At 34.0% G+C, this 25,091-nt stretch carries 25 protein-coding genes, 1 pseudogene and 1 other annotated feature; of the genes and pseudogenes, 20 read left to right on the forward strand and 6 right to left on the reverse strand.

Annotated elements, in window-relative coordinates:
- The first annotated feature begins 27 nt into the window (after positions 1 to 27).
- Together lepB and H9636_RS05745 are read left to right on the forward strand one after the other, a co-directional pair.
- Positions 28 to 576, forward strand: coding sequence for a signal peptidase I (gene lepB / locus H9636_RS05740; RefSeq protein ID WP_404817740.1), 549 nt, complete (start codon positions 28 to 30; stop codon positions 574 to 576).
- 137 nt (positions 577 to 713) lie between these two features.
- The gene (locus H9636_RS05745; RefSeq protein ID WP_191706671.1) at positions 714 to 1,187 is read left to right on the forward strand and encodes an SRPBCC family protein; all 474 of its coding nucleotides are present in this window, start codon (positions 714 to 716) and stop codon (positions 1,185 to 1,187) included.
- 93 nt (positions 1,188 to 1,280) lie between these two features.
- Here H9636_RS05745 and guaC read toward each other — a convergent pair whose 3' ends face one another.
- Positions 1,281 to 2,264 carry a GMP reductase gene (gene guaC / locus H9636_RS05750; protein ID WP_191706672.1) on the reverse strand — a complete coding sequence of 328 codons (984 nt, stop codon included), beginning with the start codon at positions 2,262 to 2,264 and terminating at the stop codon, positions 1,281 to 1,283.
- 265 nt (positions 2,265 to 2,529) lie between these two features.
- Between guaC and H9636_RS05755 the strand changes: the two genes are divergently transcribed.
- From H9636_RS05755 to H9636_RS05765, 3 genes are all read left to right on the forward strand, one after another.
- Positions 2,530 to 2,760 carry a hypothetical protein gene (locus H9636_RS05755; RefSeq protein WP_191706673.1) on the forward strand — a complete coding sequence of 77 codons (231 nt, stop codon included), beginning with the start codon at positions 2,530 to 2,532 and terminating at the stop codon, positions 2,758 to 2,760.
- Positions 2,761 to 2,868: 108 nt separating this feature from the next.
- Positions 2,869 to 3,084 carry a hypothetical protein gene (locus tag H9636_RS05760; protein WP_191706674.1) on the forward strand — a complete coding sequence of 72 codons (216 nt, stop codon included), beginning with the start codon at positions 2,869 to 2,871 and terminating at the stop codon, positions 3,082 to 3,084.
- Positions 3,085 to 3,413: 329 nt separating this feature from the next.
- Positions 3,414 to 3,830, forward strand: a complete 417-nt coding sequence (locus tag H9636_RS05765) for a hypothetical protein (RefSeq protein ID WP_191706675.1) — start codon at positions 3,414 to 3,416, stop codon at positions 3,828 to 3,830.
- A 349-nt stretch (positions 3,831 to 4,179) separates the two neighbouring features.
- On the opposite strand, the gene H9636_RS05770 is transcribed toward H9636_RS05765, so the two are convergent.
- Positions 4,180 to 5,865, reverse strand: coding sequence for a sigma-54-dependent transcriptional regulator (locus H9636_RS05770; RefSeq protein ID WP_191706676.1), 1,686 nt, complete (start codon positions 5,863 to 5,865; stop codon positions 4,180 to 4,182).
- Positions 5,866 to 5,910: 45 nt separating this feature from the next.
- The gene (locus H9636_RS05775; protein ID WP_191706677.1) at positions 5,911 to 6,516 is read right to left on the reverse strand and encodes a TetR/AcrR family transcriptional regulator; all 606 of its coding nucleotides are present in this window, start codon (positions 6,514 to 6,516) and stop codon (positions 5,911 to 5,913) included.
- A gap of 197 nt (positions 6,517 to 6,713) precedes the next feature.
- Here H9636_RS05775 and H9636_RS05780 point away from each other — a divergent pair.
- The 9 genes and pseudogenes from H9636_RS05780 (at position 6,714) to H9636_RS05820 (ending at position 15,989) form a co-directional block, all read left to right on the forward strand.
- Positions 6,714 to 7,456 (forward strand): annotated as a pseudogene (locus H9636_RS05780) (SDR family NAD(P)-dependent oxidoreductase).
- A gap of 221 nt (positions 7,457 to 7,677) precedes the next feature.
- Positions 7,678 to 8,463 (forward strand): 3D domain-containing protein, encoded by a 786-nt coding sequence (locus tag H9636_RS19360; RefSeq protein WP_191706678.1) that lies wholly within the window; start codon positions 7,678 to 7,680, stop codon positions 8,461 to 8,463.
- Positions 8,464 to 8,928: 465 nt separating this feature from the next.
- Positions 8,929 to 10,227 carry an ammonium transporter gene (locus H9636_RS05790; RefSeq protein ID WP_191706679.1) on the forward strand — a complete coding sequence of 433 codons (1,299 nt, stop codon included), beginning with the start codon at positions 8,929 to 8,931 and terminating at the stop codon, positions 10,225 to 10,227.
- Positions 10,228 to 10,307: 80 nt separating this feature from the next.
- Positions 10,308 to 11,270: a DUF294 nucleotidyltransferase-like domain-containing protein gene (locus H9636_RS05795; RefSeq protein WP_191706680.1), complete on the forward strand. Its 963-nt coding sequence runs from the start codon at positions 10,308 to 10,310 to the stop codon at positions 11,268 to 11,270.
- 32 nt (positions 11,271 to 11,302) lie between these two features.
- Positions 11,303 to 12,028, forward strand: a complete 726-nt coding sequence (locus tag H9636_RS05800) for an exonuclease domain-containing protein (protein WP_191706681.1) — start codon at positions 11,303 to 11,305, stop codon at positions 12,026 to 12,028.
- A gap of 445 nt (positions 12,029 to 12,473) precedes the next feature.
- A complete protein-coding gene (locus H9636_RS05805) occupies positions 12,474 to 13,217 on the forward strand; it encodes a GTP cyclohydrolase II (protein ID WP_191706682.1) in 744 nt (247 codons plus the stop codon).
- Between the two features lie 14 nt (positions 13,218 to 13,231).
- Positions 13,232 to 14,341 (forward strand): bifunctional diaminohydroxyphosphoribosylaminopyrimidine deaminase/5-amino-6-(5-phosphoribosylamino)uracil reductase RibD, encoded by a 1,110-nt coding sequence (gene ribD / locus H9636_RS05810; RefSeq protein ID WP_191706683.1) that lies wholly within the window; start codon positions 13,232 to 13,234, stop codon positions 14,339 to 14,341.
- Complete coding sequence (locus H9636_RS05815) at positions 14,338 to 15,420, forward strand: FAD-dependent monooxygenase (RefSeq protein WP_191706684.1); 1,083 nt, start codon at positions 14,338 to 14,340, stop codon at positions 15,418 to 15,420. Before ribD ends, H9636_RS05815 begins: the two co-directional genes overlap by 4 nt.
- Before the next feature lie 17 nt (positions 15,421 to 15,437).
- Positions 15,438 to 15,989, forward strand: coding sequence for a 5' nucleotidase, NT5C type (locus H9636_RS05820; RefSeq protein ID WP_191706685.1), 552 nt, complete (start codon positions 15,438 to 15,440; stop codon positions 15,987 to 15,989).
- Positions 15,990 to 16,059: 70 nt separating this feature from the next.
- Here the strand turns inward: H9636_RS05820 and H9636_RS05825 are convergent, their stop codons facing one another.
- Positions 16,060 to 16,608, reverse strand: coding sequence for a biotin transporter BioY (locus H9636_RS05825; RefSeq protein WP_191706686.1), 549 nt, complete (start codon positions 16,606 to 16,608; stop codon positions 16,060 to 16,062).
- Positions 16,609 to 17,008: 400 nt separating this feature from the next.
- On the opposite strand from H9636_RS05825, the gene trhO reads away from it, so the two are divergent.
- The 4 genes from trhO to H9636_RS05845 all read left to right on the forward strand — a co-directional run bounded on the left by trhO (position 17,009) and on the right by H9636_RS05845 (position 20,618).
- The gene (gene trhO / locus H9636_RS05830; RefSeq protein ID WP_191706687.1) at positions 17,009 to 17,962 is read left to right on the forward strand and encodes an oxygen-dependent tRNA uridine(34) hydroxylase TrhO; all 954 of its coding nucleotides are present in this window, start codon (positions 17,009 to 17,011) and stop codon (positions 17,960 to 17,962) included.
- A 117-nt stretch (positions 17,963 to 18,079) separates the two neighbouring features.
- Positions 18,080 to 19,330, forward strand: a complete 1,251-nt coding sequence (locus tag H9636_RS05835) for a DNA polymerase IV (RefSeq protein WP_191706688.1) — start codon at positions 18,080 to 18,082, stop codon at positions 19,328 to 19,330.
- Between the two features lie 36 nt (positions 19,331 to 19,366).
- Entirely contained in the window at positions 19,367 to 20,305 is a 939-nt protein-coding gene (gene rnz, locus H9636_RS05840; protein WP_191706689.1) for a ribonuclease Z, read from the forward strand.
- Between the two features lie 82 nt (positions 20,306 to 20,387).
- Positions 20,388 to 20,618, forward strand: coding sequence for an acyl-phosphate glycerol 3-phosphate acyltransferase (locus tag H9636_RS05845; RefSeq protein WP_191706690.1), 231 nt, complete (start codon positions 20,388 to 20,390; stop codon positions 20,616 to 20,618).
- 332 nt (positions 20,619 to 20,950) lie between these two features.
- Here H9636_RS05845 and proC read toward each other — a convergent pair whose 3' ends face one another.
- The gene (proC, locus tag H9636_RS05850) at positions 20,951 to 21,757 is read right to left on the reverse strand and encodes a pyrroline-5-carboxylate reductase (RefSeq protein WP_191706691.1); all 807 of its coding nucleotides are present in this window, start codon (positions 21,755 to 21,757) and stop codon (positions 20,951 to 20,953) included.
- A 149-nt stretch (positions 21,758 to 21,906) separates the two neighbouring features.
- Positions 21,907 to 22,125: a binding site (T-box leader), on the reverse strand.
- A 152-nt stretch (positions 22,126 to 22,277) separates the two neighbouring features.
- Here proC and H9636_RS05855 point away from each other — a divergent pair.
- The gene (locus tag H9636_RS05855) at positions 22,278 to 23,225 is read left to right on the forward strand and encodes an MBL fold metallo-hydrolase (protein ID WP_191706692.1); all 948 of its coding nucleotides are present in this window, start codon (positions 22,278 to 22,280) and stop codon (positions 23,223 to 23,225) included.
- 53 nt (positions 23,226 to 23,278) lie between these two features.
- On the opposite strand, the gene hmpA is transcribed toward H9636_RS05855, so the two are convergent.
- Entirely contained in the window at positions 23,279 to 24,451 is a 1,173-nt protein-coding gene (gene hmpA / locus H9636_RS05860; protein ID WP_191706693.1) for an NO-inducible flavohemoprotein, read from the reverse strand.
- 182 nt (positions 24,452 to 24,633) lie between these two features.
- Between hmpA and H9636_RS05865 the strand changes: the two genes are divergently transcribed.
- Positions 24,634 to 25,077, forward strand: a complete 444-nt coding sequence (locus H9636_RS05865) for an RrF2 family transcriptional regulator (RefSeq protein WP_191706694.1) — start codon at positions 24,634 to 24,636, stop codon at positions 25,075 to 25,077.
- Positions 25,078 to 25,091 lie beyond the last annotated feature (14 nt).

Below are 25,091 nucleotides of genomic sequence, written 5' to 3' on the forward strand. Positions count from 1 at the left end.
AAAGAACGAAAAAATAAAAATGAGTTTATGTCTTGGTTAGTCGCTATATTATTCGGAATTGTAATTTCTTTTATTTGTCGAGAATTTCTTTTCTCCCCAATTGTGGTTAAGGGTGCTTCCATGGTACCGACTTATGAGAATAAAGATGTCATTATTGTGAGTAAAATTAGCGAGATTGATCGATTCGATCATATCGTCTTTAAATCCCCGGTAGAAGATGAATACTATATAAAACGAGTAATTGGGTTACCTGGAGATACGGTAGAAATGAAAGAGGACATTTTAATTGTGAATGGCATTGAATATGAAGAACCGTATGTTAATCGTGAAACGGATAACCCCTTCCAAAGAAGGGTAACTGAAAATTTCACTTTAGAAGACTATACTGGTGAAAAAACTGTACCAGAAGGTTATTTATTCGTTTTAGGTGATAATCGCTTAACAAGTTTTGATAGTAGACATTATGGATTAATATCGATTGATGCTGTTTTAGGAGAGTCCAAAATGAGAATATATCCTTTCAACCATTTCACGTTAAATTGGGGAAAGGAAGAAGTGGAAGTTAAATCAAATTAATTTTCATTGAACCTTTCATTACCTAACGTAAAAAGTAAATGGAAATATTAACATGTAAACTAATGGCTATTCATTGAAAGTAGCCATTTTTTACTTTTTCCCATAATTTAATCAGGACAAATTAGGAGGAAACGATTATGCTAGCTTCTTTATATAAAAATAATCACGGTACAATAGCTGAATACAAGAGAATATTTTCTTCATCACCAGCCGAAGTTTGGAATGTCTTAACAAACAATGAAAACTTGAAATTGTGGATGGATCACCTCGAAATAACGGATTTAAGAAAGGGAGGAAACATACAATTCCATTTCCATGACGACTTAGGAACTGTAGAGGAGATAACAATTACCGACTTTGAAGAGGGAAGAGTTTTGGAATTTGAATGGGGAAAGGATTTTGTAAGGTTTGAAATTCGACCGGAAGAAGAAGGGACACAACTTCTACTGAAACAAGTGCTAACAGAAATAACAGATCATACACCAAAAGATTTAGCTGGTTGGCATGTTTGTTTATTTCATTTCGCTGATGTCGTCAATAATGAAAAAAACCATTATCCTGAAAATGAATGGGAAAAATGGTATGAAAAATATAGAGAAATAATGAAATAAGAAAGTAAAAGAAACTCGAAAAAATATTGAATTTCTTCGAGTTTCATCGTTTACCACGTTTTCTAAAGATAAATAAAATTTATTTTTAATGAATTAATATACTTTATCTCCGTTAAAGATGGAATTTTTCACAACTACATAATCAACTGTGCGAATAGCATCAAGCTTATTTCCACCAGCGTAGGAAATAGAGGATTGTAAGTCTTGTTCCATTTCAGTTAAAGTGTCCATCAAAGAACCTTTATGTTCAACATACATTTTTTTCCCTTCGACATTTTTCTTTTCGCCTTTTTGGAATTCAGATGCTGAACCAAAATATTCTTTAAACATTTTTCCGTCTTTTACGACGGTTTGACCAGGAGATTCTTCATGACCTGCAAATAGGGAACCGATCATCACCATGGAAGCACCAAAACGAACAGACTTCGCAATATCACCATGGGTACGAATACCACCGTCAGCGATAATCGGTTTTGTTGCAGCTTTTGCACACCAACGAAGAGCGGCTAATTGCCAACCACCTGTACCGAAACCTGTTTTAATTTTTGTAATACATACTTTACCTGGTCCGATGCCGACTTTTGTTGCATCTGCCCCAGCATTTTCGAGTTCACGAACTGCTTCAGGTGTTCCGACATTACCAGCAATAACAAAGCTTTGTGGTAAATGTGTTTTAATATGTTTAATCATTTCGATAACCGCATTCGAATGACCGTGAGCAATATCAATTGTAATAAATTCAGGAATTAACTCTTCTACTGCTAACTGTTCGATGAACGCGTATTCTTCCTCTTTCACACCAACAGAAATAGATGCGATTAATTTACGTGAATGCATATTTCGAATAAATTCTGCACGAGTTTCAGGATTGAAACGGTGCATAATATAAAAGTAGCCGTTTTCAGCTAATTTAATTGCAATAGATTCATCGATGATTGTTTGCATATTAGCAGGTACTACAGGTAATTTAAATTTATATCCGCCAAACATAACAGAAGTATCACATTCTGAACGGCTGTTTACTATACATTTATTTGGTATTAGTTGAATATCCTCATAATCAAATACGTTATCCATTTTACGTACACCCCTAAATCACGAATATTTTTTATAAATACGGGCAATAATGTTCGCCCTTTGGTAATTTACCTCATTTTTCATGACATGTCAAAGCATTTATTAAAATATTTTTATTTTGTCCTATTTATATTTGAAATATAATGACGTAATCTTGACAATTTAAAGTATTGGTTGTTAGAAAAATAGAGAAAGCGTTCGTTTTATCGTATAAATCGTCTCCTTTTTATTCATATTAAAAGAAACATCAAAGGAGATGACTAGAATGCCAAGAAATGATAATCAACATGTTGAGTCAACCCCACATTTTGATGGGGAAAAGGAAAGTATCATTAATGATCCTACTGCATCAGCGAGTGAAAAAATAAGCGTTTATACTCAAGCGAAACCGGTTGTAGAGTTTGCTGTGGAGAAAAATCCTTATAAATTTACTCCAAAAGTCGACCCGATGATGGAAAGATTTGAAAAAATCATGCGCGGAAAGAAAAAGGAATAATGAGGTACATCTCGTTCTTTTAAGAACGGGATTATTTTTTTCATAAGGCAATCGCACAAGGATGGGCTCTCTTTTTTTCATAATCTAGATGAAGGAGGGAGCTAATCGATGCTTGATAAAATCAAACTATTAATTGGTCAGCCGATTGGCGTTGCGTTTAAAAATGGGTTAAGTATCTCGGGAGTTTTATGTGGGGCCGATGAAGATGAAATCTGCCTTATGGAATATTTATATCAAGCAAAATTTGTTCAAAAATATTATAATTATGAGTCTATTCAAGGTATTTATATTTTCCCTACTTGTGATACAGATTTACTAAATTAAATAGATTAAAATAATACCATCCCATTTAGTAGAGATGTGTAGAGACATAGCAGAAAAAAAAAGGATAAAATAATGAATTTAAATAAAAGAACTCATTTTTGATGCTATTACAAAATGAGTTCTTTTATTTAATGTAAATTGTTTCTAATAAACTTTTTCTTTTAGAAATTTTACATAAATTTACTATTTTGTACGTTATAATACTATGTAATTAGCTTATTCATTGTTGTCTACCAATTGAATAGTTTTTGCATTATAAGAGGTAGGGAAAATACTGTAACCAATACCTACTAATTAATATACTTTCAATCTAAAAGAAGGGAAATCCTATGAAAAAAATATATCTCTTAATGCTCTTATTAATTATTCTAGTGGGAATAGTTACTTTTATTTTTTCACCTACTAGTATCAAAGGAACTTCAACTGATGGTATGTGGAAAGTAGTTTATAAAAAAATTAATGAAGTTGAAGCTGGTGACGCCTGGAAAGTATCTGTGACACAGTTAAATGACAAGGAAGTAATTGTGAAAAAACTTGAGTTTTTGGAAAATGACAAGGGTATATCTGATAGAACTGAGTTTTATGAAGGCAGAGATATCGATGGGACTACGTACACATTACATCCTTTTTCTTATCCAGACTTATATTATGGAGAAGAACCAAAAAAAGATGCTTCGTATTCTGTTGTCATTATATGGACAGACGCACAAGGTAAAACATATGACGAAAAAATAGAATTAAAATAAAAACAACGTTGAATTGGTGAACAACTAAAATAAGAAGCTGGTAATTATCGATTATGTAGAAGTCCTAGTTCATCTTTTTCGAAATGGAGTTTTTATATTTGTTTTTTCAAATTTTAACTAAATCATAAACTAGATTTAATCATGTTGAACATTTCTATTATCCATTCCCCTTTAACATTATAATTGGATTTGAAGTGAATGTATTGATTATAAAGGTGCAATAAATCAACAATGATTAATGTATCAGTTGGTATGTTATTTGAGTAATTGATAGTAAAAAGAAGCTCACAATTAAGGCAAACATCTAATAAAATGGATGTTTTATAACCGGGAGCTTCTTTTTTATATTTTAATGAACCTCATTTTTAAGTTTTCTCCAGAGAGTTGCTCGATTTATACCAAGTCGTTCTGCCGTTTTTGATTGATTAAAATTTTCTTCCTTTAATACAAGTTCGATAATTTCTTTTTCAATTTCCTTTAGAGTTCCTTTAAATGATATCGGTTTTAAAGTTTGGTTTCTTTGCTTTAATATATTTTCAACAGTTTCATGTTGGATAATATAATCTTTTTCATTTAATACAATTTGTTTCATAATGGCATGCAAATCATCAATATTTAATGGATAATTCGTTTCTTCCAATAAAGAGAGGGATTTGTTTTTGATTTTAACAGGAGTTGTTCCGTACTTTTCGTGAAATTGGGATAAAAAATAGTGGATTAAAGGAACAATATCTTCTTTTCGTTCTGAAAGAGTAGGAAGTTGAATTTTATTACACTTTAACCATTCAAACGAATCGACTTGTTGACTCTCTTCACATAATACAAAAATATGAATATTTTTTTCTAAACATTGTTGAACAAATGAAGATAAAACTTCTTTTTGTTGTTCCCCAATCGCTTCACAATGTTGAAATTTAATCGTTCGTACATGTTGCAATGGAAAGATCTTTAATTGATCGATATTAAACAATTTAAAATTAATTGTTACTAATAATCCCTCTTCATGTTTTTCGTGAATATAAGTTGAAATAAAGTCTTTTCCCGTCCCTTGCTGTCCAATAAGTAAAATCGGTTCTCTATGTTTAAAAAGTAATTCTACTTGTTTGTATACATGTTGTATAGAAGTTGATTCTTTAATTACCGGTATATGAAGGGGATGAGTTTGGACCGTTAAACCGGACTGATTAATAAGCTGATCATATTTTTTTAATATAAAAAGTTTATATCCGAACTCCGAGACAAAGTAACCCTTTATTTCGATTAAATCATTATCCACTACGATTAATTTTGACGCCCTTGGTTTTAGTTCATTCATATCTGTATTTAATATGTATAAATGATCCTTTATTTCACCGGTGAAATTTAATTTTGAAATATGTTCATATATAATATGGTTTTCTTTATTAAGGACAACGATATTTTTATATTTTTTTTGAACGATTTGTTCGAATATTTTACTCGGGACATCGATATTATTTTTGTACTCGTTTGCCTGTTTAGCCCGTTCTAGTGCTTGTAAAATTGTTTCTTTACAAGATTGAATTAAAAACCCTTTAAGTCCATACGTTTCGCTAATGTGGGTAATTATCACATCACCGATAATTTGTTTAAACCCTTTATTTTTTAATTCTAAAACTAAAGTGGGAATCTCCTCTAAATGCTCCACTGTATAAATCGCTATAGGTATATCCATTAAATCGATGATTGCTTTTGCAACGTGGGTAATGGATCGCATTCCAATAAGTGCCGTTTTAGTTGTTATATTCGATGCTAATGAAAGAGAACGCATTAAATCGTATCCTGATATGTGCATATCGATAACAGGTTTTTTAACCGCTTCTTTTATTAGTCTTGCAGTCGTACCTCTACTTATAAAGATATCAGTATTGCACTCTTCTTTAATCGCAATGTTCACTCCATCTTCTAAGCTACCGACAGATGTGTTAACAATTAACTCTGGAAAAAGGGCGCTACATTCTTTTACGACGGGTAACATTGTGGCATAGGGTGCTATAACATGTACTCGACTCTTCAATTTCTCCCACCACTTTTCTTCGAAGTTTAAAATAGTTTGTTTTGTTTATTTGCCAATGTATTCATAAGAAGAAATATGGGTTTTTGTTAAATCAATGATATCATTGATGAAATCTTCTTCCGATCTACTAAAACTGCTGGTAATCCAATCCATTACTAATCCATAAAAACCATAGGAAGTATACAGTTTAAAGTAATTCATGTTTACAGGTGTATTATTGATCGTTTTAAAAATAAATTGCTCTTTGTAAATTTTAGTTATTGTTAATGGAAACTGGGTATGTAAACCAGGTAATGTATTTTCATACTTTACCAGCTCAAAAAAGTTTCGATTTTCATAAATGAAATGTACGATATTAAAAGCAGGTTTAGTTAGCTGGGAAGTATTCACTCTTTGCCCATAAGTATATGGTTGTCCAACAGATTGTTCTAATCCTTTTAACATCGATTCTAATAACTCTTTAGCTAAATGTTCTTTATCTTGAAAGTGAACATAAAAGGTACTTCGATTATAGTTCGCATATTCTACCAAATCTTTTACGGTAATCGAATGGTAGCCTATTTCTTTAATTAAATCGATAAGTGCTTGTTTAAAATGGGTTTTTGTCCTATTTTGACGTCTAGTTGTTATTTGGAGATCGTCTTTTGTCATTAGAATCCTCCTATTTTCAACACAATGATCGAAAGTGTCTATGTAATAAACACATTGAATTATATTAATGATTGTACCATGAAGTGAGAGGAGTACAATGAAATTGTGAACAAAATCGAACACTTTACAATAGTAAAATCACTTTGAGCAAAGTCGTTCATGTTCTAATTTGTATAACAATTTAGGAGGTAATATACATGGGTAAATTACAAAATAAAGTAGCGGTTATTACTGGTGGAGCTTCTGGTATTGGTGCAGCTACTGCTCGTCTATTCGTGAAAGAAGGAGCAAAAGTCGTACCGTACTAGTTGATTTAAATGAAGAAAAAGGAAAAGCTTTTGAAGCGGAATTAAAAGAACAAAACGCAGAAGCTTTATTTATAAAAGCAAATATTACAAGTGAAGAAGAAGTGGCCAATGTTTTTAAACAAACATTACAAACTTTTGGAAAAGTAGATGTTGTATTTAATAATGCTGGAATTGGTCGCGTTCATTCGTCCCATGATCTTGAATATGCTGAGTGGAGAAATACAGTAAATGTAGATTTAGATGGAGTTTTCTTAGTTGCCCGTGAAGCTATTCGTGAATTTTTAAAAGCAGATGGCGGTGTAATCGTTAACACAGCTTCTATGTATGGTTGGGTTGGATCACCAGGATCAGCGGCATACAATGCGGCAAAAGGCGGAGTGATTAATTTAACTCGTTCTTTAGCTTTAGAATATGCAGAACAAAATATTCGCGTTAATGCATTATGTCCTGGTTTTATTGATACACCGATAATTCCTGAAGAAAGCAAGGAAGCTTTACGCTCTATGACACCAATGAAACGACTAGGTAAAGATGAAGAAATGGCAAAAGCAGTTTTATTTATGTCTAGTGATGATTCTTCCTTCATGACAGGGAATGCATTAACTGTCGACGGTGGATATACTGCTCAATAAAGAATGATTTCATTTAAAAAATAAAAAGCTGATTTCAAAGCGTTAGCTATGAAATCAGTTTTTTTATGAAAAAAAGAAGATTATGAAATTATTTCAAATGTTACAAATATTTCATTTTATTTCTATTTTTATATCAATATGTATAATCTTGTAAAACCCTGGAGAGTACTTAGTTCATCAATTTCATTACAAATTTTGAAAAAATGTAAGGAGGACTAAGTATGAAATCTAAAATCGTTTTACTATCTTTACTTCTAGTATTTTCTATAACTACAAACTCTTTTGCTATGGACATAGATAAATCTGCAATGCACACAAATGATGCGGGTGAACAAATCATTATTACCGATTCATTTGAGAACCAACTTTTTGATCATGTATTAGAGAAGGATAAGGTGTTTTATAAGTCGGCTCAACCGGAAACATACGAAGTAAAGGATGGGGATAACCTGTTCCGAATTGCTTTAAATCACCAAGTAGAATTAGAAGATCTAATGGAATGGAATAATTTAAATGATTATACAATCCACCCTGGAGATGAATTAGTTTTATATGAGGATCATAGTAAACAGGAAAAGAAAACGACAGTTGCAGATGCATCATCAGCAAATACTCAAGTCAAACAAGAGAAATCTGTGAAGGAAAAGAAAAACCAATCAAATTCAAAAACTACAGAAACAAAATCGGCCGTTAGTTCAAGTCCAGAACCAACATCCGGTAAAGAAATGACTGTGACGGCAACGGCATATACAGCTTATTGTGAAGGATGTTCCGGAACAACAGCGATTGGAATCAATTTGAGAGCAAACCCAAATCAAAAAGTAATAGCTGTGGATCCAAATATCATTCCTCTCGGATCTAGAGTTTGGGTAGAAGGATATGGTGAAGCTATCGCAGGAGATACTGGTGGAGCCATTAAAGGAAATAAAATTGATGTTTTCATCCCTTCCCAAGATCAAGCTTTAGAATGGGGAAGAAAGAAAGTCAAAGTTAAAATTTTGAATTAATCCCGTATAAATTGATATGTGAAGTGGCCCTTAAAGATTATTCTTTAAGGGTCTTTTCTGTTTTTATCAAAAAGAAACGAATTTTACAGGAGGGTTAATTGTATTGTGTGAAAAAATATGACATGTAATTAAGACGGATTGATAAAAAAATCAAGGGAAAGACGAAGCTAATTTATCCGAATGTAAATAAAAAATATAAATTTAAAGTGAATGAAAGGTTGTGTTTTATGAAATCGGATACAAAACTGCATGCGTTATCTAAAGAAAAGAACTTCTATTTCTAAGTTGTCTAATGCTTTTATTAATATGTTATGTTTTCTTACATAATAGAAAACAATTGATGAAAATTGTATTGACATTAAACGAATTTAGGATAAAATAAACGTAATAAAACGTGTTACATTTTCTAACATCTATGAATAACATAAAGTAACGTATAGTTTTGCGAGAAGGGAGAATGAGTATATGGAAGCTGTTCAAGTATTAATGGATAACCTGTGGGTAGGGATTGGTGCAATTTTAGTTTTCTTCATGTTAGGCGGGTTTATTTTACTCGAAGCAGGTTCGACTAGAATGAAAAATGCTGGACATATTGCTGGAAAAACAATTTTCACAGCTGGAATTGGAACTTTAGTGTTCTGGGCGGTCGGTTATGGCTTTATTTATGGAGATGGGAATCCAATTATCGGATTATCAAATTTTTTCTACGGTGACGCATCTGCTCCAGAGGATGGTTTAACGACTGCTGTTGATTTTTCTTTCCAAGTGATGTTTGCATTAGTTTCATTAACAATTGCCTTCGGTGGCTTTGCTGAAAGAGCAAAATTATCTGTATATGTTATTTTTGCCATTTTATTTAGTGCATTTATTTATCCGATTGTTGCCCATTGGATTTGGGGTGGTGGCTGGTTAGCTGAACACGGAAAGCAAGATTTTGCTGGTTCTACGGTAGTCCACTTAACAGGTGCAATGGCTGCATTAGCTGCTACGATGATTTTGAAACCACGTATCGGTAAATATAACAAGGACGGTTCGTCAAATGTTCTTGCTGGTCATAACCAAGTATATACGACACTAGGAGTCCTTATCCTTTGGGTTGGTTGGTTTGGATTTAATGGTGCGAGTACATTTGGTGTTGCTGATGGATTCTTTGGATATGTTATTTTAAACACGCAATTAGCTGCTGGTGCAGGTGCTGTTGCAGCAATGTTTACAGCTTGGGCTAAAACAGGTAAAGCTGATGTACCGACAACGTTAAATGGTGCCCTTGCTGGTTTAGTAGCGATTACTGCTTCTTGTGGATTTGTAGCTCCTTGGGCTGCAGTAGTAATTGGTTTAATCGGTGGAATCATGGTTGTATTCAGTATGCAATTATTTGAAAGACTTAAAATTGATGATCCAATTGCTGCATTATCCGTACACGGTACTGTAGGGGTTTGGGGTACACTGTCGAACGGTCTGTTTGCTTTACCAGCTTTATCGACGGACATCGATTGGGGTCAAGCAGGTTTGTTCTACGGCGGAGGCTGGGAACAATTGGGCGTTCAAACCTTAGGTGTTGTTGCATCAGGTGCTTATGCATTTGTCATTTCATTCATTATCCTTAAAATATTGGATAAGGTTATGGGTGGTCTTCGGGTTTCTGAAGAAGAAGAGATTATGGGATTAGACATGTCTGAACACGGAAGTTACGGTTATCCGGAACAAATGGCATTAGAAGAAGTAAAATTAACAACGGCAGCAACAAAAGAAAATTTTTCATGAATAGATAGGTAATATACTTTATACTTAATCAAAAAAGCCTCTGATATCAGAGGCTTTTTTTATAAAAGGGAAGTGTGAAGGTGGAAACGTACGAGACAATCAAAAAATGGAAAGATGCCAATATTGCTTCCTACCTATCCAATAATATTTCGCTCAACGAATTTCATGATCAAGTAATGTTAAAAGTGTTGACTGTTGCAATCGCCAACATAAATTGTCCAAAACCACCATGTGATTTTACTTGGTTTATTACAGGAAGTGGAGGACGTTTTGAACAAGGTTTCATAAGTGATCAGGATCACGGTATTGTTTATGAAATTTCAAATGAAGAAAATGATCATTATTTCAAACGGTTGGGGGAAGAGTTGGCTTTCGGTATGGATTGTGTTGGCTATCCATATTGTAACGGGAATATTATGAGCTCTAATCCAATTTGGTGTAAGTCACTGGAACAATGGAACACTCAAATTGTTCTATGGATGGAAAAGGAAAGTTGGGAATCCATTCGTTATTTACAAATTTTTTATGATGCTAGAGTTCTATTTGGAAATACAAATTATATTCAACAGTTAAAGTCCATTATAATAGAATATCAACTCGAACATCCGTCTCTATTAAGTAGATTTGTAGCCAACGTTAAACATATAAAGCCTATTATAGGTCCAGTAGGGCAAATTTTAGTTGAGCAACACGGGGTTTACCAAGGGTGTATTAATTTAAAGTACGCTGCTTTTTTACCATACGTAAATTCCATACGACTTTTATCTATAAAGGAAGGAATTTATGAAACTTCGACGTTAGAACGAATAAAACAGCTTAGGTTAATAGAAAGATACAAAGATTTACTTCGATATAGTTATGAAAATTTCTCAACGCTGATCACTTATCGTATGTCTTTGTTGGATTCGATAACTTACGATGATACGCATTACTTAAATATAAAAAAGTTAAGTAAAGAACAACGGAAACAGTTGAAACGTATTTTAAAAGATGGCAAAAAGCTCCATGATTCGGTAGTGGAGTTAACGTTTTTGAAAAGTTAAAAGCTTAAATTTCGTAATAGAGGGTGTTTCCAATGGCGTTTGAACCATTTATGCAATTATTGAGGGGAATTCAAGGAAGACGTGCCCACGGTGGAATTGGTGCCATTCAAAATTCACAACAAATGGCCTATTTAAGACATCTACAAAAAGAGATGAACAAAGAAAATGCTATGAACGTACCCTTGCAACAATTACCTGTCGTCGTATTTGACATGGAGACTACTGGTTTCTCTCCGGAAAAAGGAGATGGTATTTTATCAATTGGTGCAATAAAAATGCAGGGTACTAATTTAATAGAAGGTCAAGAATTTTATTCCCTTATACATTTTGATCGAAAGATTCCAGAAGAGATTATACAATTAACAGGCATAACAAATGAAGAAGTAATTGAGGCGCCACCATTAGCTGATGTATTAATTCAGTTTTTTCAATTCGTAGAAGATGCAACACTAGTTGCACATCATGCGAACCATGAAAGAAGTTTTATGCAACTCGCAAGTTCCAAGTTATTTAAAACCCCTTTTAAACACCGGGTCGTAGATACATCCTTCCTTTATAAAATAATCGAACCACATTTACATCATGTCTCTCTAGAACAACTGTGTATTCATAATGAAATTCCTATTACAAATCGCCATAACGCATTAGGCGATGCGAAAATGACGGCGAAACTGTGGAGTGTTTATGTTGAAAAGGTAATGCAAATCGGATGTGAAACATTAAATGACGTTTATAACCATTTTGCAAAAATGCGATAAATGGAAAGCTCTAAATGTGAAATTAGAGCTTTTTTTATTTTTACAAATCTTATAGTATCTTAACTTTACAAATAAACATTGAGAGACTAATTTAAAAGAATGGATATAAGGAGAGGGATGGTAAATGTATTATGTTTTCTCTCTTTTTATATTTTATTGGAACTTTCATAAAGCTTCTTTAAAACGGGGTGGGTATTTAAATTTGCCTGTTTTTGGAGAGAGGAAATAATTCCAATCTAATAGGTAGATGTTTGTGTGCATGCACCTCTTTTGATTTCGTAAATTACATAAGCTATAGTTAAGTTGTAATAATTGAAAGTTGATTAAATCACTAGGAATTTCAATTGACTTGTTATGCTTATTATTGTAAACTAAGTTACGAAAAGTAAGTGTAATAACAAATGCAAGTTGGACTAAAGATTAAATAGAGATAGGTGAGATGAGTATGGAAAATCTTTCAAATACAAAAGAGATACTTATAAATAGAATGAATTTAGTACCGTTTAATGATCAAGAAAATTTATGTATAGTAGGTCCCGTTCAATTGCCAATTAAACAAGGTGAGTTTGAGACTACATTTCAATGGTACACATGGTTAACTGTAAATAAAGAGTTCGAAACGAAAGAAAAAGTATTAGAATATATAGTCAATGCGGATTTGGCTTCAAAACAACAATCCTCCGTATTACTTTATGGTGACTTTTCTAGTGGTGATGACGCGATTATTCGTATGCATAGTATTTGTCATACAGGCGATATTTTTGGTAGCCAACGTTGTGATTGTGGATACCAGCTTCATGAATCGATGAAAATGGTTGAAGAACATGGTTGTGGCGCTATTTTCTATTTAGCGAATCATGAAGGTCGTGGGATTGGTTTATTCTCCAAATCATTAGCCTATATACTACAAGAGGAAGGTTACGATACAGTTGAGGCTAACCATGCGTTAGGTTTTGAAGACGATTCCCGTAGTTATGAGGAAGCAATTCGAGTTTTGGAAACTTTAAGAGAAAAACCAGTCACGTTAATTACGAACAATCCAAAAAAACTTGCAGCTCTGCAATCCCATGGCCTCCTTGCCCATAAACATATTCCGTTATGGGGCGGTTTGACGGAAACAAATCGTCACTATTTAGAAACGAAAGTTAAAAAATCTGGTCACATTGCAGAAACGCAATTAACGGTTTAAGGAGTATGTCCTATATGAAAACAGATCGTGATTATATGCAATTAGCTTTAGATTTAGCTGCTTCAGCAAAAGGGAACACAAATCCTAACCCTGTTGTTGGAGCGGTTCTTGTAAAAGATGGTGTCATTGTAGGGACAGGTCTTCATCGAAAAGCAGGTGAGCCCCACGCAGAAGTTCATGCCTTTCAAATGGCTGGTGATCATGCAAAAGGCGCTACATTATACGTTACGTTAGAACCTTGTTCCCATTACGGAAAAACACCGCCATGTGCAAAATTAGTAAAAGAATCGGAAGTAAGTCGTGTGGTTGTTGCGACAATGGATCCTAATCCAGCTGTTGCTGGACGTGGTATCAACATGCTAAAAGAAGCGGGCATAGAAGTGGAAGTAGGTTTACTGGAACAAGAAGCAAGAAAGTTAAACGAACGTTTCATTCATAATATGTTAACAAGTAAACCATTTGTTATTTCCAAATTTGCGATGACTTTAGATGGAAAGATTGCCACATATAATGGCCAATCAAAATGGATTACGAGCGAGGAAGCGCGACTTCAAGTTCATGAATTACGTCATGAGGTAGATGCGATTTTAGTAGGGATTGGCACAGTATTAGCTGATAATCCATCATTAACAACTAGACTTCCTCATCGCGATGGGAAGAATCCGATTCGAATTATTTTAGATAGTGAACTGAAAACACCTTTAGATGCAAATGTAATGGATACATCAGAAGCATCCACTATTATTGTTTGTAACCCTCATGTAGATGTAACGAAAATGAGTCAATATGAGGAAAAAGGCGCGACAATTCTTCCAATTGAAAAGGATGCTAGCGGACTAAAAATAGAAGACATGCTCGATGAACTATACAAACTTGGTATTACAGATGTTTTAGTTGAAGGTGGAGCTGAAGTGAATGCATCTTTCCTAAGAGCAGGTTTCATTAATAAATTCATCGTGTATATTGCTCCGAAACTACTTGGTGGGAGAAATTCAAAAACACCATTTACCGGTTTCGATGTGGAAACGATGGAGCAAGCTTTACAACTTGAAATCGATTCATTTGAAAAGGTTGGACCGGATTTATGTATAACCGCATATCCTAAAATCGGAGAATCGAAATGAATTTAAAAACGGATGTATGTATTGTTGGCGCTGGACCTGGTGGAGCTTTACTTGCGTATTTATTAGCCAAACAAAATATATCTGTCATTCTTCTCGAACGTTTTAAAGAAGTTGCAAAGGAATTTCGTGGAGAACATTTAAATGAAGAAGGCGAAGAAATATTAAAAAAGTACGGTTTATTAGAGAAAGTAGAAAAACTTGGGATGCTCCGTATGGAAAGATTAGAATATTGGGAAAATGGAAAACTGTTTAAAACGGTATTGCCTGATCCAGCTATCGGACATTTAGGAATCCATGTTCCTCAATCCCATCTTCTTACGGTGCTCATTAATGAAGCAAAAACATTTAATGAATTTTCATTGATGACTAGTACAACTGTAATTGACTTAATAAAAGACAATGAAGGTTCCGTTAAAGGGGTAAAAGCAAACCAAAATGGCAATGAGATATTCATCGAAAGTAACCTAGTCATTGGGGCTGATGGTCGTTATTCAATCGTTCGTAAAAAGGCGGGCATTGATGTTACCGTTCGAAAACATGGCTATGATTTACTATGGGCAAAAATTCCAGCACCTATCCATTGGGAACCGACGATTAAAATGGCTTTAATCGATGGAATGCAGCTTTCTTTGTTTACCCAAACAAATAGATTTATCCAAATCGGATGGAATATCCCAGAAGGATCATTTCCTTCGTTAATAAAACAACCTTTTATGCCATTTATTGAAAAATTAATTAAGGCGTTCCCTGAATTAGAGTCAACAGTACGCAGTCATATTCAGTCGTGGCGTGATTTTGTATTACTGGATGTGCATAGTAATTATGCAGAACAGTGGGGGAAAAAGGGTGTTGCGTTAATTGGAGATGCGGTTCATACGATGACACCGACAGGGGCTTTTGGGTTAAATAGTGCGATGAAAGATGCGGACACGTTAGCATCAGTAATAACAGAAGAAAAAGTATCTGAACTAGAGTTAATACAATGTTCAAAACAAAGGAAAAAAGAAGTAGCAAGACTGCAAGCAATTCAAATTGAAAAAGAACAAACATTTGCGACACAATTTGTCATTTATTCATAAAGAAAGTAGGAGCTTTTGTGAGATATGGTTTTGATATAGATGATACACTTATAAATTTACGGGAACATGCCTTTCATATTTACAATAGAAAGTTAAATGTAAATGTTGGATTGGAAGTGTTCCGTGAATTAAAAACTGTAGAAATACATGAAGCGTTTGGTTTGGATAAAGAAAGTGGTAGTCAAATGTGGGGGAGTCTTTTAGAAGAAATTTATTTTACCGATTGTCCTGCTTTTGAAGGTGCCATTGAATTATTAAATAAACTTGAACAAGAGGGACATGAAATATTTTATATTACTTCCCGTCCGAAAGAGTTTTGTTCTAGAACTAGACAGTGGGTAAAGGAAAAAGGATTCCCTGTCCATGATGAAAAATTTTTCTGCGGTATGCAAGATCAAGAGAAAATTGACATTATAAAAAAATTAAACTTGGATTATTATTTTGATGATAAGCCAGCAGTTCTTGATACGTTAAAGGATATTTCCACTAAAGTATTCGTAAAGGATCAATCTTACAATCAACATGTCCGTATTCCAAGAGTAGTAGAATGGAAAGAATTTTCTTATTAAGTAAATAAAAAGACGAGCTATTCTTCATATAGAATAGCTCGTTTAAATTAAAAGAAGCGATAAAATAAAATTATGAAAGTTGTGGTAGTAGGTGGGCACTTTCTAAACGTTTACGAACAAGTACCCCAAGCCAAGCTGCAAGGACTGCTTTTATAATGCCTACAACGATAAATGGAGCTGCTCCTCCCATAAATGCGGCAGTCCAAGATAAATCCCCGACAAATTTTAACCAAGTTGTACCGAAAGCTAACGTTATAACCATTCCAATAATATTGGCGATAATTGCGTGAACATAAGTAATTCCGAATTTGTCCATATAAATTCCCATTATGTAGGCTTGAACTAGGAAACCGATAATATAGCCTCCTGTAGGACCTACTAGAACTGCAAATCCCCCCGAAAAACCTGAAAATACAGGTAAGCCAATGGCACCTAATAAAATATATAATAATACTGATAGAGTCCCATATTTAGTACCTAAAATGGTCACAATCAGTCCGACAGCAAGGGTTTGTCCTGTAATCGGAATAAGTGGCAATGGAATGGTGATTTGAGCTAGTACAGCAATGATGGCTGCACCAAATGCAGTGACAACATATGAATATGTTTTTGATTTCAAATTAATACCCCCTTTGTGTTAACTTATTAATTATTTAAGTTTACACAAAAAGGTTATTATACTAATAGATAAATGTCAACATAGTTCTTTTAAAATACTGAAAATAATTAACTTTAAGTATATGTAGACTTTCGTATGAGTTGAGAATATCACAATTCAGACTTATGTATGAGGAAATGACTATTACTTTTATGGTATATTATAAACAGTGTGATTAATTATCATTTTTTGCTTTTGCATACTTTATAAAACTCTTTTTAGCGGTTTTGTATGTTGTATTCCGCTTTTTTCTTTTGTTTTAAAAAGGATGAAAGTATAAAATGTTAAATGATTACTTAAATGATTAAGATATATATACTATCAATATATCTTGCAAATATACATGATAGGTGGAAAAAAGATGGAATATAGAGTATTACTTTACTATTATTACACAACGATTGAAGATCCAGCTGCATTTGCCGCAGAGCATTTAGCCGCTTGTAAAGAATTAAATTTAAAAGGTCGTATTTTAGTAGCAAATGAAGGAATAAACGGTACTGTTTCAGGTACTATTGAAGATACAAATGCATATATGGAAATGATGCAAAACTCTCCTTTATTTAAAGATATCGTCTTTAAAATTGATGAAGCAGAAGGACATGTATTTAAAAAAATGCATGTGCGTCCGCGTCCTGAGCTTGTTAATTTAAGTTTAGAAGATGATGTGAATCCAAAAGAAATCACTGGTCGTTACCTTTCTCCAGCTGAATTTATGGAAGAAATGCAACGGGAAGATACGATTGTTTTAGATGTACGTAACACTTATGAATACGATGTCGGTCATTTCCGTGGGGCGATTCGTCCCGAAGTAGAAACGTTCCGTGATACGCCAGCATGGGTACGCGCAAACAAGGAATTATTCGAAGGAAAACGGGTATTAACTTATTGTACAGGCGGTATCCGTTGTGAAAAATTCTCCGGTTGGTTAAAACGTGAAGGTATTGGAGAAGATGTTGGTCAATTACATGGTGGGGTTGCAACGTATAGTAAAGATCCTGTTGCAAAAGGCCAATTATGGGACGGTCAAATGTACGTTTTCGATGAACGTTTAACGGTTCCGATTAACCAAGTAGAACATAACATTGTTGGTAAGGACCATTTTGATGGAACACCATGTGAACGTTACATTAACTGTTCGAATCCAGAATGCAATAAACAAATTTTAAGTTCTGAAGAAAATGAATTAAAACATTTAGGTGGTTGTACACTAGAATGTTCGAAACATGAACGTAATCGTTTTATTGAAAAAAATGGGTTGTCTGAAGAATTCGTTCAACAACAATTAAAATGGCTTGAAGAAATGTATGCATAATGTATTGGGAGAAGGAATCAATTGATCCTTCTCCTTTTTTATTGCACTAAATAGGATAGAACAATTAGAATGTGATAATATTTTAATGAATTGATTTTGGGAAAGGGTGGTGAGAGTATGACGAAGGGTAGAATTATTTTACATGTTGATATGAACAGTTTTTATGCATCGGTGGAACAGTCCCATCGTCCTGAATTGAAGGGGAAAGCGATTGCTATAGCAGGGAATCCAAAAGAACGGCGTGGAATTATTGTCACGAGTTCCTATGAAGCCCGTGCAAAAGGCATCTATACAACGATGAATGTTGGGGAAGCCATGAGGAAATGTCCTGAGTTGATACTCTTACCCCCAGATTTTCCAAAATACCGAAACGCTTCGAAGGCAATGTTTACGATTTTACGAAGTTATACTGATTTAATAGAGCCGGTATCGATTGATGAGGGGTATATGGACATCACAGATCTATCTTCCGAACGCCACCCTCTCGAAATAGCGCAAGAAATACAAAAGAGAATTTACAATGAACTGGATTTACCTTGTTCCATTGGAATTGCCCCAAATAAATTTTTAGCGAAAACGGCATCAGATATGAAAAAACCGATGGGAATTACCATACTTAGAAAAAGGGATGTTCCATCTAAACTATGGCCTCTTCCTGTCATTGAAATGCATGGTGTGGGAGAAAGTACAGCGAAAAAGCTGGCATCATTGAACATTCAGACGATTGGTGAATTGGCCCATGTTGAAGAATATACGATCCGACAAGCTCTTGGTAAAAATGGAATACGATTAAGGGCACGTGCAAATGGAGAAGATGTTCGAAAGGTAGATCCAAATTCAATATATGAGACGAAAAGTGTAGGGAATTCCACAACTTTGCCGATAGATGAGACGGACATTCAAGTTTTGGAGAAAACCTTTGAAAAAATTTGTGAAAAAGTGGCAGAACGTTTGGATGCAAAAAAATTATGTGGATCTACGTTAAGTATACAAATAAGAGATGCAGATTGGCACAATCATTCTAAAAGTAAAACATTCCAAAATCCTATTTATAATAAAAATGTCATTTATGAAGAAGCAATTAAATTATTTCATCAATCATGGGATGGTGCACCAATTCGACTTCTTGGAGTAACTATTTCCAATGTGTTTGACCGAAAACAGTCGGTGGAACAGCTGTCTATATTTAATTTTGAACAATACGCAAAACAAGAACCAATCTATGAATTAATTGAAAATATTGAACGGAAATTCGGCAAGGGAGCCATTCAAAAGGGAATGGAAGTAAATAAACAGAGTTACGCCTCCAAAACGAGTTTTAGTAAAGATTTTTTGGAAGATTTAAAGGATATCGACTCCATCGAATAAAAATGTTCATATAAATACGAAGAACGGAGGCTAGAGATGGAACTACAATTTCTAGGAACAGGGGCAGGGATGCCTTCTAAGGAGAGAAATACAAGTGCACTAGCGTTAAAACTATTAGAGGAGCGCGGTACAATTTGGCTATTCGATTGTGGTGAGGCGACACAACATCAAATTTTACATACAACAATTCGCCCTCGTAAAGTTGAAAAAATTTTTATTACCCATTTACATGGGGACCATATTTTTGGGTTACCTGGATTTTTAAGTTCACGGTCTTTTTTAGGTGGTAAAGATACATTAACGATATACGGACCTAAAGGTTTAAAGGAATGGATTAACAGTAGCTTTGAAGTTTCAAAAACTCACTTAACCTACCCGATTGAATTTGTTGAGGTAGAAGAAGGGGTAATATTCGAGGACGATCAATTCATAGTTACAGCAAAGTTACTGGAGCATGTCATACCTTGCTACGGTTATCGTATCGAACAAAAACCACTGCTAGGGGAATTGTTAATCGACAAAGTAAATGAATTAGGGGTTCCAAAAGGTCCAATGTTAGGAAAATTAAAAAATGGTGAAGATGTAACTTTGGAAAATGGGACAACAATTCTTAGTAAAGATGTAACGGCCCCACCGAAAAAAGGGTTTATTGTTACAATTTTAGGCGATACAAAGTATTGTGAAAGTGCAAAAATACTTTGTAATGAGGCGGATATTATCGTACATGAAGCAACTTTTGATCATGCAACAGGACATTTGGCAGCGAGTTATGGCCATTCCACAAATGTCGAAGCAGCAAAAATAGCCAGAGAATCAAAGGGGAAAAATTTAATTTTGAATCATATCAGTGCTCGATTTTTACCCCATGATTTAGAAACATTATTAAATGATGCAAAAGAAATTTTCCCTAATGTGTCTATCGCAAATGATTTTACGCTATATCAATGGAAAAACAACCAATTAACGACAGAGTAAAAAGGAAGAATATTTTACTAAAGTGAGAAAAAAGTAGAATAATCGAGATGATTTATGTATCATAGAGCGAGGAGGGGATGTTATGAATCAAACCAAAATTAATCCTGCTGTACTACGTTTACTTGTTATTTTTCCAAATGTACTAAGTTACATTTTACTGTTAGGGGTAATTATTTACATCATTACAAACTTTGCAGGATTAAAAGCAGCGAATGCTTTAACTTTTTGGCTTATTCTAGTTGTAATCCTTGGCCCTATGGCAATTTATACGACTTACTCAATCGTCAAAAGAATAAAAGCGGGAGTTTTATAAAAATCACGCGTACGCAAATTTCAACAATTGCGTACGCGTTTTTTCACGAAATAGATAAAGATTTGTAATAAAATGATGAAGTATATAGGATAAATGGCACCTTTCGACAAAAGAAAAATAGTAAAAAAAAACATTTCCTAGGAAATATTAGAACTAAAGCAGAATTATTTAATAAATATTTACTATTTTTATAGCCTATACTTCTGAAACTTGCATTGATATGTTACGAATTTGTTAGGGAAGAAAATTTTAATGTCAATCTTTAGGGGTTAATATAGAACGATAAATAGATTTGAATGATGCTTTAAAAGATTCATTACACTAGATAAGAATTAGTCTCCTTTTGCTAATTCTCTTGAGCGGGCCTCAGCACTTTTTATACAAGCATAAATAGCATCATGAAAGTGATAATTTTCAAGGGCGCGAATGCCAGCTTCAGTAGTGCCTCCTGGACTAGTCACTTTTTTTCTCAGTACGTTTGGCTCCTCTTTTACGGATTGTAGCATTGCAGCGGAACCAGCTATAGTTTGTACCATTAGTTTACGTACAATTTCCTTTGATAATCCAAACTCAGTTCCAACACTTTCCCATGCCTCTAGTAAATAATAAAGATAGGCAGGACCACTACCAGAGAGAGCGGTTACCGCATGTAGCTTATCTTCTTCTACTTCTATAACAATTCCAACAGCTTCTAACAATTTTAAGTACATTGTTTTTTGAACTTCGGAAACTTCTTTATTAAACGCAATGCCACTAGCAGACATTCCGATGGTAGCTGAAGTATTCGGCATAACCCGTGCAATCGGGCGACTACCTAACCCGTCTTCAATTGTTTGAATGGAAATACCAGCTAAGACGGATAGTATTGCAGTATTTGGAGAAATAATTGGTTGAATTTGTTCGATAACTGATTGTACATCCTTTGGTTTAGTAGCAAGAATGATGAAATCCATTTCTTTTATTTTTTCAATATGTGACAAAATATGAATTCCATATTTCTTTTCTAATTCTTCCAGTCGTTCATAATTGGAACGATTGGTGACATACAAAGAGTCGTTCGAAACGACGTTTTGTGTTATCCAACCTTGAATAAGGGCTTCTGACATCGAACCTGCACCGATAAATAGTATTTTTTGCAAATGTTATCCCTCCGTTTAATGATATTTATGTGTAAAGAATGTCATTATTCAAAAATGCGATTAAAAAAATCAGCATTTTATTTTTAAATGAATGCAATGACTTCTAATGATGAATAATAAAACAACAAAAAAACGTTTTCGTCCTTAATAATAAGGACGAAAACGCTTGAACGCTTTTCCGCGGTACCACCTTTGTTTGCCTATTCAATAGACACAGCTTAAATCCTCATTATCGCAGAGGGTACGGTCATGTTTTCATGACTGCTCTGAAGTAGGTTCGATGAAATTAGTGGGTTATGCTACTTCCACCAAACATAGCACTCTCTGAAACCATAAGCTCATCTACTTGTCTTCATCATCGCATTAAGAAATTTTAAATTATGAAAATTATAGGCACACTTTTAAAATATGTCAACTTACATACGTGACGAAAAAGAAAAAAAGAGATAAAATGAGTGAATAGTGATTCATTATAGGGATAAAATAGTTTTGCTTGTAATGAGGTTAGAGGGGGATTTCCATGAACATACATAAAATTGTTATTCCAACACCATATCCTGAAGGGGATGTAAATGCTTTTTTAGTGAAGGGTGATGCATTGTCGCTTTTTGATGCTGGACCAAAAACACCAGAAGCATTTGAAGCATTAAAATGGGGAATCCAAGAAGCTGGTTATAAAATGAACGATGTGGAACAAGTTGTATTAACCCATCATCATCCGGATCATTGTGGATGGGTCGATGCATTTCCGGATGCTGAAATTATAGCCCATGAATATGTGGACCATTGGCTGAGAAAAACAGATGAATTTTTATCTTATCGAAGTGATTTTTATCGACAACAATTACAGTTGCAAGGGGTTCCTAATAATTATATTGAAAAAATAGTTCAAAATAAGGGAGAGATGGAGTTATTTGGTTCAAAACCATTAACTCAATTTATTGGTGATGGTGATGAGGTGCCAGGTCATCCAAATTTAAAGGCTTATTATACTCCGGGGCATGCTCAAAGTCATTTAATTTTCGTTGAGCAAGAAACAAAGGAAGTAATCGGTGGGGACCTTCTATTAGAAAAAATAACGCCTAATCCATTAGTGGAACCCCCAATCGATTTATCCAAAAATAGACCGAAGTCACTAATTCAGCAACAACAATCTTTAAAATTGTTACGTGAATTAAATGTGGCGAAAGTCTTTTCAGGTCATGGCCATGATATAATAAAGGTAAATGAGTTAATTGATATTCGGTTAGAAAAAGATCAACTACGTATGGAACAGTTATTACAGTTAATGGATGGTCATCAAACAGTAATTGAATTGACAATGAATTTATTTCCAACAGTTTATCAAAAACAGATGGGACTAACTTTATCAAAAACATTAGGATATTTAGATTGTTTAGTTCGAGATGAAATAGTTCAAGTGGACTTGATTAATGGAGTTCATTTTTATTCGCTCGTAACAAAGTAAATTATTATCCCCCAAACCATTCTCTGTTTGGGGGATTTTTATTTGAATATTTGTTAATTAGCGCTTGCTAATGCTTCTAAAGACATAGCAGGCCCGAAGAATTCAAAATGAATTTGATCATCTGAAACTCCTAAATCACGGGCAATGGAAATAACTGTTTCCATAAATGGCGCAGGACCACAAATATAAATTTCTGTATCTTTACTTATAAATGGAGCTAAATCTTCTTTTGTAACATAACCAGTCTCTTCTGAGTATAGGATGCGGTAAGAACCATTTAACTCATTTACCTTTTTCTCAATTTGTTCTTTAAAGGCAGCTGATTTATCGTTACGGGCACATTGAACAAATGACACTTGTCGTCCTAATTCCATTGTTTGTAACATTGTATTTAGCGGTGTCACACCGATTCCACCACTGACAAATAACAATGGGCTGTTATTTTCTTCTAAAGTAAATAAACCAGCAGGAGCACTTACTTCAATTGTATCTCCTACGTTCACTTGTTTATGAAGAAAATTCGAAACAACACCTTTTGGATCACATTCATCTTCTACTTTTACAGAAATACGGTATTCATTATTGTTAGAAGGCTGTGAAAGGGTATAATGACGGTTGGATGTATATTCATCACCAGGAACTTTTACACGAACTGTAATATACTGTCCAGGTTTAAACTCAGGTAGTATTTCGCCATCAACAGGTTCTAGATAAAATGAAGTTACAATTTCGTTTACTGGCACTTTTTTTGTTACTAAGAAGGTTTTAAATAAACGCCAACCTCCATCTTTTTCTGCTTCCTTATATAGATCTTCTTCCACAGAAATAAATACATCTGCAATAACGCCATATGCTTCAGCCCATGCGTTCAAAATGTCATCCGTTGCTGCATCACCTAATACTTCTTTAATAGCAGCTAATAAGTTTTCCCCAACGATTGGATAATGTTCAGGTAAAATTCCTAATCCACGATGTTTGTGGGCAATTTGCATTACGGCAGGAACAATTGCTTGTAAGTTATCTATATGGGCTGCTGCGGCATAGACCGTGTTAGCCAATGCCGTTTGTTGTCTTCCTCTTACTTGGTTTGCGTGATTGAAATAATTCAATAATTCTGGATGTTTTTCAAATAGATTTTTGTAAAAAGTCTTCGTAATCGTTACACCATGTTGTTCTAATACTGGAACGGTTGATTTAATAATGTCAATTGTTTGTTGAGATAACAAAACATTCACGTCCTTTCATCGCCATCATACGCTTCACTGTATTTAAAAGCAATATTTGAAATATATGTTTAACAAAATGGACACAATGATGTATATAGAATACATCTTTAATTGAGACAAAATTTTCATTCTATATAAATTTATAATGGTATAATACTAAGAGAAAGAGTGGTGTGTAATTGATGCGCTTAACTTTATATACAGATTATTCTTTAAGAGTTTTATTATATCTTGGTATTAAAGGGAAGGAACGCTTATCAACGATACAAGAAATAGCGGACAATTATCATATTTCGAAAAATCATTTGATGAAAGTTACTTATGATTTAGGACAATTAGGATTAATCGAAACGATACGCGGCCGTGGTGGTGGTATACGATTACATATTGATCCAAAAGACATTAATATTGGGCAAGTAGTTCGTCAAACCGAAGAAGATTTTCATCTTGTAGAATGCTTTGATGAAGAAAATAATATGTGCAAAATTTCACCTACTTGTCAATTGAAATTTGCTTTAAGAGAAGCACTTCATGCGTATTTAGAAGTGTTAGATAAATATACACTAGCAGATTTTCTCCTATCTAAAGACGAAATGTATAGACTACTAGGAATTGATCAGTCTTAAAGGGTATAGATGAT

This window comes from Ureibacillus galli, from assembly GCF_014836845.1.
GTDB classification, from domain to species: domain Bacteria; phylum Bacillota; class Bacilli; order Bacillales_A; family Planococcaceae; genus Ureibacillus; species Ureibacillus galli.